Origin of the sequence: Buttiauxella ferragutiae (assembly GCF_022637515.1) — a bacterium.
GTDB classification, from domain to species: Bacteria; Pseudomonadota; Gammaproteobacteria; order Enterobacterales; family Enterobacteriaceae; genus Buttiauxella; species Buttiauxella ferragutiae.
In genome coordinates this window covers 3,833,399-3,846,590 of sequence record NZ_CP093332.1, presented here as the reverse complement: position 1 = coordinate 3,846,590, position 13,192 = coordinate 3,833,399, and the positions used below count along the sequence as shown (strand labels likewise).

The window sequence follows — 13,192 nt, the reverse complement described above, 5'->3', positions numbered from 1 at the left end:
TTCCGACGCTTGCTTATAAGATCATGTGCCGATAACTGAAGTTTTTGCACAGAGGAACCCGCGATGAGTGAGGCAGAAGCCCGCCCAACTAACTTTATTCGCCAGATTATTGATGAAGATTTGGCTAATGGTAAGCACACCAGCATTTGCACCCGTTTTCCGCCAGAGCCAAATGGCTATCTGCATATCGGCCATGCAAAATCCATCTGCCTGAACTTTGGTATCGCACAAGATTATCAAGGGCAGTGCAACCTGCGTTTCGATGACACTAACCCAGCAAAAGAAGACATCGAATTCGTAGATTCAATTAAGCACGATGTTGAATGGCTTGGTTTTCACTGGTCAGGCAATGTGCGCTACTCCTCCGATTATTTCGATCAGTTGTTCAACTATGCTGTAGAGCTTGTCAATAAAGGTCTGGCGTATGTTGACGAACTGACTCCAGAGCAGATCCGTGAATATCGCGGCTCATTGACCGCACCTGGGAAAAATAGCCCATACCGCGATCGTAGCGTCGAGGAAAACCTCGCGCTGTTCGAGAAAATGCGTAACGGTGAATTTGCTGAAGGCACTGCGTGCCTGCGTGCGAAAATCGACATGGCATCACCATTTATCGTGATGCGCGATCCGGTTATTTATCGCATCAAATTTGCTGAACACCATCAGACTGGTACCAAGTGGTGCATCTATCCGATGTACGACTTCACGCACTGCATTTCCGATGCGCTGGAAGGTATTACTCACTCTTTATGTACGCTGGAGTTCCAGGACAACCGTCGTCTGTACGATTGGGTGCTGGATAACATCACTATTCCTGTGCACCCGCGTCAGTACGAGTTCTCTCGCCTGAATCTCGAATACTCCATCATGTCTAAGCGTAAGCTGAACCTGCTGGTGACTGAGAAAGTAGTGGAAGGGTGGGATGACCCACGTATGCCAACCATTTCTGGCCTGCGTCGTCGTGGTTACACTGCCGGTTCTATTCGTGAGTTCTGTAAGCGTATTGGCGTGACCAAACAAGACAACACCGTTGAAATGGCTGCTTTGGAATCATGTATTCGTGATGACCTGAACGAAAACGCCCCGCGCGCGATGGCAGTGCTCGATCCGGTGAAAGTGATTATTGAAAACTTCCCGCAGGGCGAAGTGGAAATGGTCACCATGCCAAACCATCCGAACAAGCCAGAAATGGGTAGCCGCCAGGTGCCGTTCAGCCGTGAGATTTACATTGATCGTGCTGACTTCCGCGAAGAAGCGAATAAGCAGTACAAGCGTCTGGTGTTGGGCAAAGAAGTCCGCCTGCGTAATGCTTATGTGATTAAAGCCGATCGTGTTGAGAAAGATGAAGCCGGGAATATCACCGTGCTGCATTGTTCCTACGATCCGGACACATTAAGCAAAGACCCGGCTGATGGCCGTAAAGTAAAAGGCGTTATTCATTGGGTAAGTGCTGAACACGCCTTGCCAGTTGAAATTCGCCTTTACGACCGTCTGTTCAGCGTGGCTAACCCAGGTGCGGCGGAAGATTTACTGGCAACGATCAACCCAGAGTCTCTGGTGATTAAGCAAGGTTTCGTCGAACCAAGCCTGCAAAATGCTGAGAAAGGCAAAGCGTATCAGTTCGAGCGTGAAGGTTATTTCTGCCTTGATAGCCGTCTGGCAACTGCGGAAAAACTGGTGTTTAACCGCACCGTTGGTTTGCGTGATACCTGGGCCAAAATAGGCGAGTAATTAGTTATACACGCAGTCAATATGTAACAAAGACGCCGCAAATCGCGGCGTTTTTTTTTGCTTAATAATCACAGGATTAAATATTTACTTACATTCGCGATGCGAATTAATGTTATTTATATTTCCCTGGGAATTCTCTGGCTGGTCAATCTCGGAACATAATAAATCCTTTCTTTTATCATGTGAGCGCTCTCATATGGTGGTTTATATCAATATTTGTTGATTTATAAACATAAAATTCCACAGTTGATTTTTGTTACAAATACTCATGAATTATGTGCTCTCTGTCATAATATCGGAATGAACTCTTACAAAGTCGTTGATAATTCGCGTCGCGAAAAATAGTCTTATGGGGAGCAGTAAATGCGGGAAAATATTTATAACCGCTTTAGCCGTTAGGCATTTTTACTTTTTTCGCTATCTGACGTCTTTTAACGTCCGGCGATTATTTATACGTCAAAGAGGAATTTTATATGCGTACGTTTAGTGGCAAACGTAGTGCGCTGGCCCTTGCTATTGCAGGCGTCACGGCTCTTTCTGGACTGGTTGTTATCCCTCAGGCAAGTGCAGCAGGTTTTTTTGATGATTCAACACTGACCGGTGGTGTTTATTACTGGCAGCGTGAACGTGACCGTAAAGATGTTACGACAGATAAATATGAAACTAACCTTTCTCACGCTACCTGGAACGCCAATCTGGACTTCCAGTCCGGTTATGCTGCTGACATGTTTGGTCTGGATATCGCCGCCTTTACTGCTATCGAAATGGCAGAAAATGGCGACAGCGGCCACCCGAACGAAATCGCATTTTCCTCTTCAAACAAAGCTTACGATGAAGATTATTCCGGCGATAAGAGCGGTATAAGCCTTTATAAAGCCGCAGCTAAATTCAAATACGGCCCGGTTTGGGCCCGTGCGGGTTACATCCAGCCAACAGGGCAATCTTTATTAGCACCACACTGGAGTTTCATGCCTGGTACTTACCAGGGCGCTGAAGCCGGGGCAAACTTTGATTATGCCGATGCCGGTGCTCTGAGCTTCTCCTACATGTGGACCAATGAGTATAAAGCTCCGTGGCACCTGGAGATGGACAAGTTCTATCAGAACGATAAGAACACCAAAGTTGAGTATCTGCACTCGCTGGGCGCGAAGTATGACTTCAAAAATGATCTGATTCTTGAAGCGGCATTCGGTCAGGCAGAAGGGTATATCGACCAATACTTCACTAAAGCAAGCTACAAATTTGATGTAGCTGGCAGCCCATTGTCTACCAGCTACCAGTTCTACGGTTCGCGTGACAAAGTCTCTGATGGCAGCGTTAACGATCTGTATGACGGCACGGCATGGTTGCAGGCTCTGACATTCGGCTACAAAGTGGGCCAGGTTGACCTGCGCCTCGAAGGTACCATGGTCAAGGCTGATGGCCAGCAGGGCTACTTCCTGCAACGTATGACCCCAACTTACGCATCGTCAAACGGTCGTCTGGATATCTGGTGGGATAACCGTTCTGACTTCAACGCCAATGGTGAAAAAGCCATCTTCGCGGGTGCCATGTATGACCTGAGCAATTGGGATCTGGCTGGTTGGGCTGTAGGTGCTTCGTATGTTTACGCATGGGATGCAAAACCAAGCTCTAAACCAACCACTGACGGTTACTACGATGCTGACAATCGCCTGAAAGAATCGGCGTACAGCCTTGATGCGTTGTACACCATTCAGGATGGGCGCGCGAAAGGCACTCTGTTCAAACTGCACTTCACTCAATACGACAACCACTCCGACATCCCAAGCTGGGGCGGTGGTTACGGCAACATCTTCCAGGATGAGCGTGACGTGAAATTCATCGTCATCGCACCGTTCACCATCTTCTGATTCGATTCCGGGCGTGAAAGCGCCCGGTTTTATAAAGGATATCGAGCATGAAAAAAATCATTTTGGTTACGGTCATGGCTTTAGGTTTGAGCGCCTGCGCACAACCCTCTAAAACGGCACCGGAAGATACAAAACTGAAACAAGCCTATAGCGCCTGTATCAATACCGCAGAAGGGAATCCTGATAAAATTCAGGCCTGTCAGAGCGTGTTAAACGTGCTGGGTCAGGAAAAGGAACACCAGGAATTTGCGAAGAAAGAAACGGTGCGCACCCTGGATTATCAAAACTGTATTCAGGCCACTCGTACTGGTAACGACCAGGCGGTAAAAGCCAAGTGCGATAAAATCTGGCAAGAGATTCGTGCGAACAACAAGTAATCTGTGAATTCAGGCAATAAAAAAACCGGTGAGCTTCCTCACCGGTTTTTTTATACCTGACATCTGGTTCAGAATGTCAGATATGCGGATTACTTTTCGCTGATTTCGTGTGCATTCTCGTCGGTACGGCAATCACCTTCAGCGCAGTGACCGTAAAGGTACAGGCTGTGGTTGGTCAGACGGATGCCATGGCGTGATGCGATTTCACGCTGACGAGATTCAATTGAATCATCACTGAACTCAATAACTTTGCCGCAGTCCAGGCAAATCAGGTGGTCGTGGTGATGTTGTTGAGTTAACTCGAATACGGATTTGCCGCCTTCGAAGTTGTGACGAGTGACAATGCCTGCATCATCAAACTGGTTTAGTACACGATAAACTGTGGCGAGACCAATTTCTTCGCCCATATCAATCAGACGTTTGTATAAGTCTTCCGCACTGACATGATGGTTCACCGGACCCTGTAGCACTTCAAGGATTTTTAATCGCGGAAGCGTGACTTTCAGGCCGGCCTTCTTCAATGCGGTATTATTGTCAGTCATGCGGAAATTGTCCTGTTGCTTAACGGATCGCTCGGACTCAGGGTGAGCGTTAAGATGAATGCGTCTCATTATAGAACTGCAGATTCTAAATGGAAACCGCAAGTATTATTCATAATCAAGCTAAAAAATGGCGGCTGAGTCGCGATTTAATTGCCTTGTTAGCTATTTAGCCAGGGGGTCATTGTACAGGGACAAACCGAAAAGTTAAAAATTTGTAGCGATTATTTTAATCGGAATAATCTATCAATGTGACGCAACCCGTTTAAAAGCTGCGTCACATCCAGAATCAGGCGTTGATGATATCTGCCAGGTTCAGCTCGTCAGAAACTTGTTTGACCCATTTCTGAACGCGTTCAGCAGTCAGTTCTGGTTGACGATCTTCATCGATAGCCAGACCGACAAAGTGATCGTCGTCAGCCAGACCTTTAGAGGCTTCAAAATGGTAGCCCGCCGTTGGCCAGTGACCGACGATAGCAGCACCGCGTGGCTCAATGATGTCACGGATAGTGCCCAATGCGTCACAGAAGTATTCTGCATAGTCTTCCTGGTCACCACAGCCGAACAGGGCGACCAGTTTGCCGTTGAAATCAACTTCTTCCAGAGTCGGGAAGAAGTCATCCCAGTCGCATTGCGCTTCACCGTAATACCACGTTGGAATGCCGAGAAGCAGAATGTCGAAGCCTTCCAGGTCTTCTTTGCTGCTCTTAGCAATGTCATGCACCTCAGCAACGTCTTTACCGAGCTGTTTTTGAATCATCTTCGCGATATTTTCGGTGTTACCAGTGTCGCTGCCGAAAAAAATGCCTACGATTGCCATGAGTAAAATAACCTCTTGATACTTAATGGTATGGTGGCTGCTAATTGGCCACAGATAGGGCAATCATAGCAGAACACATTGCGGTGCGGAAACTGCTATCAGCCTGTTGTGCACAGACTGCAACATCGTATTCCGTGCATATAGCCTTTCAACTAACTGAGATGCTGCTTCAGTTGCGCGAGTAGAATCTCTTCAATCAACTCACTACGACTGATATTGCGCGCTTCAGCCAGATGATTTAGTGCATCTACTGCATCGTTATTGAGCTTCAGTTCCACTCGCTTCAGGCCGCGTACTTTATCGCGCTTGAGCTGGTTGCGTTTGTTGATACGCAGTTGCTCATCACGCGTCAGCGGATTAGTTTTTGGCCGCCCGGGGCGACGCTCGTCCGCGAACAGATCTAATGTAGTACGGTCCGTTTGTTCTTTTGCCATGATTAGACTACTGACAGGGAATTCAGGTGGCACGGAGCGGGGTGCTCTGGCGCATTTTAGCGCGCAATCATACATCAGCATGGCTTGCGCGCCAACGCGTTAGCTGCATCTAACAGCCAGTCGGTTTGTTTTTAATCAGTTTGCGGCACTTGCGTCGATAAAACGGTGGATTGCGCGCAAAACAGCATCAGGTTTTTCGGCGTGAACCCAGTGTCCGGCACCGGCAACCACATGAGCGCGCGCCTGAGGGAATTGCGCAAGCAGCGTTTCGCGGTGTGATTCGTCAACATAAGGGGATGCACCACCACGGATAAACAGTGCCGGTTCATTCCAGGTTGGGATAGCTTGCCAGCCGACAATATTCTCGTACTGTTCCCACAATACCGGAACATTAAACTTCCACTCGCCGTCAGCAAATGACTTCAGCAAGAATTGAATCACACCTTCTTCGTTCAGATGCTCACGCATCACCATAGCGGCTTGTTGACGTGTTTTCGCTCCACTACTACTGACTGCATTAATAGCCGCGAAAATTTCATCGTGACGGCGTACCTGATAATCCACCGGTGCAATGTCAATCAGCACCAGTTTATCAATGCGCTCAGGTGCAATAGCTGTCAGAGCCATCGCAACTTTACCGCCCATGGAATGGCCGATAATGATTGCTTTTTCAAAGCCATATTCTTCGAGCGTTTCAACCACATCCTGCGCCATCGCGGCATAGTTCATTTCAGAGCTACGGGGCGATAAACCATGGTTGCGCAGATCGATTTGCAGCAACGTATGATTTTGCCCGAGGTCGCGGGCCAACACGCCCAGGTTATCAAGGCTACCAAAAAGGCCGTGGATTAGGACGATGGGGGAATTACTAGTCGATTGTTGCGCAGTTTGCAGGCGAGCATTCAATTTCATGGCAAAGTTCTTTTTTTTTACTTCGTGAGGTTAGGGTATCATAACGGCATCCTGCCGCAGTGCCGCAAATTTCCAGTTTAGTCTGACTTTGTGGTGTGACATAAGTTTGGCGCTACCCGAGGTTGGGATTTGTGCGAATATGTACATATAATCCCAACAACTTGAATTCAGAAAAGATACCGCACCGGATTAAGATGAAAACAATTGAAGTTGATGACGAGCTCTATCGCTATATTGCCAGCCACACGCAGCACATTGGTGAAAGCGCGTCCGATATTTTACGGCGCATGTTGAAATTTACCGCCGGTCAATCTCCTGCTACACCAGTAACTACCGGCCAGACGGCAGCAGCTGCTGCTCCGGAAGCCAAACCCGTAAACAAAGCTCGCGATCGCGTACGTGCGGTTCGTGAATTACTGTTGTCAGATGAATATGCCGAGCAAAAGAAAGCCGTCAATCGTTTCATGATGGTGCTTTCTACTCTGTATACCCTCGACGCACATGCTTTTGGTGAAGCGACCGAGTCGCTGCATGGCCGGACGCGCGTCTATTTTGCAGGTAATGAGCAAACGCTGCTGCAAAATGGCAACCAGACCAAACCAAAGCATGTTCCGGGCACGCCATACTGGGTTATCACTAACACCAATACGGGTCGTAAATGCAGCATGATTGAACACATCATGCAATCAATGCAGTTCCCTGCGGAATTGATTGAAAAGGTTTGCGGCACAATCTAACACCTCGCGTCAGAAGGAAAGGCCAATGGCTAACCACCCTCGTGCAGGACAACCGGCACAACAGAGCGATTTGATTAACGTAGCCCAACTGACGGCCCAGTATTACGTGCTGAAGCCTGAAGTGGGGAATAGCGAACACGCGGTGAAATTCGGTACCTCCGGCCATCGTGGTAGTGCGGCACGTCATAGTTTCAACGAACCTCACATTCTGGCGATTGCTCAGGCGATTGCTGAAGATCGTGCAAAAAATGGCATTACCGGGCCGTGCTACGTGGGTAAAGATACCCACGCGCTATCTGAACCTGCGTTTATTTCCGTGCTGGAAGTGCTGGCTGCAAACGGTGTGGATGTCATTGTGCAGCAGGCAAACGGCTACACGCCAACGCCTGCCATTTCACATGCCATTCTGACGCATAACAAAAACGCTGGTGCGCAGGCTGACGGCATCGTCATTACGCCTTCGCACAACCCACCGGAAGACGGTGGTATCAAATACAATCCGCCTAATGGTGGCCCGGCTGATACCAACGTCACCAAGGTGGTTGAAGATCGTGCCAACGCGCTTTTGGCGGCGGATCTGAAAGATGTAAAACGCATCTCTCTGGAGAGAGCCTGGGCAAGCGGTCACGTACAAGAACAAGATCTGGTGCAGCCGTTTATCGAAGGGCTGGTGGATATCGTTGATATGGCCGCCATCCAGAAATCGGGTCTGAAACTGGGCGTTGATCCGCTCGGTGGGTCCGGTATCGAATACTGGCAGCGCATCGCCAAACACTACAACCTGGATCTGACGATTGTTAACGATCACGTCGATCAAACCTTCCGCTTTATGCACCTCGATAAAGACGGCGCTATCCGTATGGATTGCTCGTCCGAGTGTGCGATGGAAGGTTTGCTGGCGTTGCGTGACAAATTCGATCTGGCCTTCGCCAATGACCCGGATTACGACCGCCACGGTATCGTCACGCCAGCAGGGCTGATGAACCCAAACCATTATCTGGCGGTTGCGATTAACTACCTGTTCCAGCATCGCCCGCAGTGGGGTAAAGATGTGGCCGTCGGTAAAACTCTGGTGTCATCCGCGATGATTGACCGCGTGGTTAACGACCTGGGCCGTAAACTGGTTGAAGTGCCAGTGGGTTTCAAATGGTTTGTTGATGGCCTGTTCGACGGCAGCTTTGGTTTTGGTGGCGAAGAAAGTGCCGGGGCATCGTTCCTGCGCTTTGATGGCACACCGTGGTCTACCGACAAAGACGGCATCATCATGTGTCTGCTGGCGGCAGAAATAACCGCCGTCACCGGTAAGAACCCGCAACAGCATTATGACGAACTGGCTGCCCGTTTCGGCGCGCCAAGCTACAACCGTCTGCAAGCCTCCGCGACAACTGCGCAGAAAGCGGCATTATCCAAACTTTCTCCGGAAATGGTCAGCGCCAGCACCCTGGCAGGTGACCCGATCACCGCACGTTTAACGGCGGCCCCTGGCAACGGCGCTTCTATCGGCGGCCTGAAAGTGATGACCGACAACGGCTGGTTTGCGGCACGCCCTTCGGGTACTGAAGATGCGTACAAAATTTACTGTGAAAGTTTCTTAGGTGCAGAACACCGTCTGCAAATTGAGAAAGAAGCGGTAGAGATTGTCAGCGAAGTGCTGAAAAACGCGAAGTAAGATGTTGAATTGGAAAAGGCGCCGCAAGGCGCCTTTTTTGTCTGCCGGAACTACAGCATAAACCGATAACCAATCCCAGTTTCGGTCAGCAAATGCGCCGGACGCGCGGGATCGCTTTCCAGCTTCTGGCGCAAATGTCCCATATAAATCCGCAAATAATGGCTATGCTCCACGGCATTCGGCCCCCAAACCTGATTGAGCAACTGGCGCTGAGTCAGCACCTTACCGTGGTTATTGAGCAGCGTGGCGAGCAAACGAAACTCAATCGGTGTGAGATGGATTTCAGCGCCATCCCGCGTAATACGGCGGGTAGCAAGGTCCACACTAATGCCTGAAAACTGATAAACCGGATCGGGCTGTGCCACACTGGCATGGCGGCGCAATACTACTCGCAAACGTGCTTGCAGCTCGCCAATACCAAACGGTTTGCTGAGATAATCATCCGCGCCCGCGTCTAGCGCATCTATCTTCACTTGTTCATCGCTGCGAGCAGATAGCACCACAATCGGCGTCTGGCTCCACTGGCGGAAATCGCGGATAAAATCCAGACCGTCACCATCGGGTAAACCGAGATCAAGAATCACTAAATCAGGCTTGCGCGTGGCGGCTTCCAGCAAACCACGCTGCAATGTTTCGGCTTCATGAACGCGTAGCGATTCTGCTTCCAGCGCGGTGCGCAGAAAACGGCGGATCTCTTTTTCGTCTTCAATAATCAGAACTGATATCACAAAGCCTCGTTCATCTCAGCCAGTTCAGGCGGTGGGGGAAGCGGTAAAATAACATGAAAACTCGCCCCTCCCTCCGGGCGATTTTCGGCATAAATTTTTCCATCGTGCACTTCAACAATCGCCTGGCAAATCGCTAGCCCTAAACCGACACCGGGGATGGCGGACTCTTTGTTACCACGGGAAAACTTATCAAAGATTAGCTGTTCTTTGCCAGCAGGGATACCTGGACCGCTGTCCCAGACCTCAAGATCCAGTTGGGAAGCCTCGGTCTGAGCGCGAATACCTATATTGGCGTGGTACCCGGCGTACTTCACCGCGTTCTCCAGCAGATTTATCAGCACGCGTTCAAACAGCGGGCCATCAACATGGATAAGCATTAACGGGTCAGGTAACGAAAGCACAATATGCCGACCGCCCAAACTCAGTTCCAGCATCTTCAACGCGCTACCGACCACTTCCTCAAGCGTTAACCACTCTTTGCGCAGATTAAATCCGCCAGACTGAATGCGCGCCATATCCAATAAATTGTTCACCAGACGCGTGGTATTCAGCACATGCTGGCGAATGTCGTTGGCTTGCGGGGCGTGTTTCGAGCCTTCAGAGGCCAAATCCAGCGTCAGTATTTCTGCCTGGCCGAACAGCACCGTCAACGGAGTACGCAAATCGTGAGACAACGCAGCCAGCAACGAATTACGCACTTGCTCGCGTTCGCTGGAAATCCTGGCTTGCTCTTCACTGGCGGTCAGCAATAAGCGATCCAGTGCCGTGGCCGCCAGTAACGTGAACGTTTCCAGCAGGCGTTGTTGTTCCGGGATCATCAACTGACGCAAATTACTCGGCTCGACAATCAATAACCCGAGGGTTCTTTCCGACGTTTTCAGCGGCAAAATTTGATACGGCACACCAGGTAACGTATCGGTGCCAGCGCCGGCAGGCTGGCCTTTATCAAAACTCCAGCGGGCGATGGCTTCATCCCAGTTGTGCGGTTCACCCTTTGCATTGGCTCGTTCCAGCACACCATTTTCATTGGGGAGTAATAACTGGGCGCGGGCATGAAAACTGTTATTGATAAACAGTTCGCTGGTGGCGGCAATATCCTGTGGCGTGCGCTCGGCGGCGAGGGCCTTCGACATCTCATACAGGTAGCGTGTGCGTTGTTCGCGATAACGGGCAATCCGCGCCTGATAGCGCACCCCAGCGGTGAGATTGCCGATAACCAGACCAACGGTGAGCATCACCGCGAAGGTTAACAAGTATTGAATATCGGAAACTGCCAGCGTGCCGTGCGGCGCAATAAAGAATAAATCGAAACTCAGTACACTTATCACTGTCGCCAGCACTGAAGGCCAGCGCCCGTAAAACAGCGCCACAACGACCACGCCTAGCAGATACAGCATCACCAGGTTGGCGGCATCAAAGCCCATCAACCATTGATTGGCGATAAAGGTAGTGATGGCGCAAAGCCCAACTGCCACGCCGCAGCCTCGCAACTGCATACGCCATTTTTCGCTAAAGTTGCGCATATCTTGCGTGGTAGGAGAGGCGACAAAAGGTTTGTTATCCAGCGCTACAATCACTAAATCGAGGTCGGGTGCGCGTCGAGCGAGTTTATCGGCGAAAGATTCACGGCTCCACCAACGGCGGGTCTTGCGTCGGCCAATAATTATTTTCCCGAGATTATGCTCCCGGGCGTAACGCAAAATAGCTTTGTCTTCGGCGGGATCGGCAAGCGTGGTGGTGGTTTCCGCACCCAGTTCTTGCGCTAAGCGTAATGAAGCCAAAATAGCGCGTCGTTGATGTTCAGGTAAACGGTGAAGCTGTGGCGTCTCGACATAAACCGCATGCCAAATGCTGCCTAATTTCGCCGCCAGTCTTGCCGCGGTGCGCACCAGTTTTTCATTACCGGAACTGTGCCCGATACACAGCAAAATCGCATCGCGCGTGTGCCAGACTTTTTCTTCGCCTTGATTATCCCGCCAGGCGCGCATTTGGTCGTCAACGCGATCGGCGGTGCGGCGTAACGCCAGTTCGCGCAGGGCAATCAAATTCCCCTTACGGAAAAAGTGTTCGATGGCGCGTTCAGCCTGGCCGGAGATGTATACCTTGCCTTCATGCAGACGCTGGCGTAAATCGTCAGGCGGTAAATCGACCAGCACGATTTCATCGGCGGCATCAAAGATAGGGTCGGGTACCGTTTCGCGGACCTGAATGCCGGTTACGCCGCCGACGATGTCGTTCAGGCTTTCGAGATGCTGCACGTTGACGGTAGTAAAAACGTCGATCCCGGCGTCCAGTAACTCTTCTACGTCTTGCCAGCGTTTAGGGTGGCGCGAGCCGGGCGCGTTGCTGTGCGCCAGTTCATCCATCAGGATCAGCGCAGGATTACGGGCGAGGGCGGCGTCAAGGTCAAACTCCTGAACCCATCGCCCACGGTGGTGTATCCGCTTTGCTGGTAGTAGATCGAGCCTGTCGAGCAAGGCGGCAGTCTCTTTACGACCGTGGGTTTCCACCACGCCAATCAGAATATCCAGTCCTTGCCCCCGCAGCCGCTGTGCTTCCTGAAGCATGGCGTAGGTTTTCCCCACGCCCGCACAAGCACCGAAGAATATTTTCAGCTTACCGCGAGGTTTGCGATTGACCTGCTCCAGTAACTTATCTGGATTAGGGCGCAGCGGTTCCTGCGTCATAACAGCTCCTTATTTTTTGGTGGATGACGCTGCGCTTATCCACCCTACAACGGCCGTAATTCGTAGGTCGGATAAGCGCCAGCGTCATCCGACAGTTTTATCTTATGGAGTTTGAAGGGCATCCAGTGCCACGTTAACCAACAACACATTCACCACCGGTTTACCGATAAAACCGACCAATGGCTGCGTGGTGTTCTCGGCAATCAAACGCTCAACTTGTTCAACCGGCAAATTGCGCGCTTTGGCGATACGCGGGATCTGCCAGGCCGCCGCCTGCGGCGAAATCTGCCCGTCCAGACCACTCGCTGAAGCCGTCACCAATTCAACCGGAACCGCTGGGTTTGCCTGCGGATTTGCCGCACGTAACGCTGCCACACGCTCGGTAACTTGCTTATCTAGCTCAGGATTACTGCCTGCCAGATTACTGCCGCCAGAGGCCATTGGATTATATGGCGTTTCTGCCGTAGCAGAAGGGCGGCCTTGTAAATACTTCGCCTGGGTAAAGTTTTGCCCAATCAGGCTTGAGCCTCGCACCACTTGAGTATCAATAATCAACGACCCGTTGGCTTGCGTCGGGAACCACCATTGAGCGAGCAGCGTGGTCAGTAACGGGTAAAGTCCACCGGTAACCAGGGTCAATAAAATCAGTAATAGTATAGCGGGACGTAAGGTAGTCATTTGTTTTTC

The 13,192-nt window shown here is 50.6% G+C and carries 12 protein-coding genes; 5 read left to right on the top strand and 7 right to left on the bottom strand.

The window, feature by feature from the left end:
- The first annotated feature begins 63 nt into the window (after positions 1-63).
- From glnS to chiQ, 3 genes are all read left to right on the top strand, one after another.
- The gene (glnS, locus tag MNO13_RS17745) at positions 64-1,731 is read left to right on the top strand and encodes a glutamine--tRNA ligase (protein WP_241939081.1); all 1,668 of its coding nucleotides are present in this window, start codon (positions 64-66) and stop codon (positions 1,729-1,731) included.
- Between the two features lie 473 nt (positions 1,732-2,204).
- Positions 2,205-3,602, top strand: a complete 1,398-nt coding sequence (gene chiP, locus MNO13_RS17740; RefSeq protein ID WP_064548651.1) for a chitoporin ChiP — start codon at positions 2,205-2,207, stop codon at positions 3,600-3,602.
- Between the two features lie 47 nt (positions 3,603-3,649).
- A complete protein-coding gene (gene chiQ / locus MNO13_RS17735) occupies positions 3,650-3,979 on the top strand; it encodes a ChiQ/YbfN family lipoprotein (RefSeq protein WP_064548649.1) in 330 nt (109 codons plus the stop codon).
- An 89-nt stretch (positions 3,980-4,068) separates the two neighbouring features.
- On the opposite strand, the gene fur is transcribed toward chiQ, so the two are convergent.
- The 4 genes from fur to ybfF form a co-directional block, all read right to left on the bottom strand.
- On the bottom strand, positions 4,069-4,521 hold the full coding sequence (fur, locus tag MNO13_RS17730; RefSeq protein WP_064548647.1) for a ferric iron uptake transcriptional regulator: 453 nt from the start codon (positions 4,519-4,521) through the stop codon (positions 4,069-4,071).
- A 286-nt stretch (positions 4,522-4,807) separates the two neighbouring features.
- A complete protein-coding gene (fldA, locus tag MNO13_RS17725) occupies positions 4,808-5,338 on the bottom strand; it encodes a flavodoxin FldA (protein ID WP_064517084.1) in 531 nt (176 codons plus the stop codon).
- Positions 5,339-5,490: 152 nt separating this feature from the next.
- Positions 5,491-5,772 carry a LexA regulated protein gene (gene ybfE, locus MNO13_RS17720; protein ID WP_121814107.1) on the bottom strand — a complete coding sequence of 94 codons (282 nt, stop codon included), beginning with the start codon at positions 5,770-5,772 and terminating at the stop codon, positions 5,491-5,493.
- 135 nt (positions 5,773-5,907) lie between these two features.
- Complete coding sequence (gene ybfF, locus MNO13_RS17715; RefSeq protein WP_064548643.1) at positions 5,908-6,684, bottom strand: esterase; 777 nt, start codon at positions 6,682-6,684, stop codon at positions 5,908-5,910.
- 194 nt (positions 6,685-6,878) lie between these two features.
- On the opposite strand from ybfF, the gene seqA reads away from it, so the two are divergent.
- Together seqA and pgm are read left to right on the top strand one after the other, a co-directional pair.
- Entirely contained in the window at positions 6,879-7,421 is a 543-nt protein-coding gene (gene seqA, locus MNO13_RS17710) for a replication initiation negative regulator SeqA (RefSeq protein WP_064548641.1), read from the top strand.
- A 25-nt stretch (positions 7,422-7,446) separates the two neighbouring features.
- Entirely contained in the window at positions 7,447-9,090 is a 1,644-nt protein-coding gene (pgm, locus tag MNO13_RS17705) for a phosphoglucomutase (alpha-D-glucose-1,6-bisphosphate-dependent) (RefSeq protein ID WP_133522416.1), read from the top strand.
- A gap of 50 nt (positions 9,091-9,140) precedes the next feature.
- Here the strand turns inward: pgm and kdpE are convergent, their stop codons facing one another.
- The 3 genes from kdpE to kdpC form a co-directional block, all read right to left on the bottom strand.
- Positions 9,141-9,818 (bottom strand): two-component system response regulator KdpE, encoded by a 678-nt coding sequence (kdpE, locus tag MNO13_RS17700; RefSeq protein WP_064548638.1) that lies wholly within the window; start codon positions 9,816-9,818, stop codon positions 9,141-9,143.
- Positions 9,815-12,505: a two-component system sensor histidine kinase KdpD gene (kdpD, locus tag MNO13_RS17695; RefSeq protein ID WP_133522417.1), complete on the bottom strand. Its 2,691-nt coding sequence runs from the start codon at positions 12,503-12,505 to the stop codon at positions 9,815-9,817. Before kdpD ends, kdpE begins: the two co-directional genes overlap by 4 nt.
- 102 nt (positions 12,506-12,607) lie before the next feature.
- On the bottom strand, positions 12,608-13,183 hold the full coding sequence (kdpC, locus tag MNO13_RS17690) for a potassium-transporting ATPase subunit KdpC (protein WP_133522418.1): 576 nt from the start codon (positions 13,181-13,183) through the stop codon (positions 12,608-12,610).
- Positions 13,184-13,192 lie beyond the last annotated feature (9 nt).

What these genes read in the sequence shown, in the direction of transcription:
- chiQ (WP_064548649.1), top strand. Translation starts at nt 3,650, where the DNA reads ATGAAAAAAATCATTTTGGTTACGGTCATGGCTTTAGGTTTGAGCGCC.
- pgm (WP_133522416.1), top strand. Translation starts at nt 7,447, where the DNA reads ATGGCTAACCACCCTCGTGCAGGACAACCGGCACAACAGAGCGATTTG.
- glnS (WP_241939081.1), top strand. Translation starts at nt 64, where the DNA reads ATGAGTGAGGCAGAAGCCCGCCCAACTAACTTTATTCGCCAGATTATT.
- ybfF (WP_064548643.1), bottom strand. Translation starts at nt 6,684, where the DNA reads ATGAAATTGAATGCTCGCCTGCAAACTGCGCAACAATCGACTAGTAAT.
- ybfE (WP_121814107.1), bottom strand. Translation starts at nt 5,772, where the DNA reads ATGGCAAAAGAACAAACGGACCGTACTACATTAGATCTGTTCGCGGAC.
- seqA (WP_064548641.1), top strand. Translation starts at nt 6,879, where the DNA reads ATGAAAACAATTGAAGTTGATGACGAGCTCTATCGCTATATTGCCAGC.
- kdpD (WP_133522417.1), bottom strand. Translation starts at nt 12,505, where the DNA reads ATGACGCAGGAACCGCTGCGCCCTAATCCAGATAAGTTACTGGAGCAG.
- chiP (WP_064548651.1), top strand. Translation starts at nt 2,205, where the DNA reads ATGCGTACGTTTAGTGGCAAACGTAGTGCGCTGGCCCTTGCTATTGCA.
- fur (WP_064548647.1), bottom strand. Translation starts at nt 4,521, where the DNA reads ATGACTGACAATAATACCGCATTGAAGAAGGCCGGCCTGAAAGTCACG.
- fldA (WP_064517084.1), bottom strand. Translation starts at nt 5,338, where the DNA reads ATGGCAATCGTAGGCATTTTTTTCGGCAGCGACACTGGTAACACCGAA.
- kdpC (WP_133522418.1), bottom strand. Translation starts at nt 13,183, where the DNA reads ATGACTACCTTACGTCCCGCTATACTATTACTGATTTTATTGACCCTG.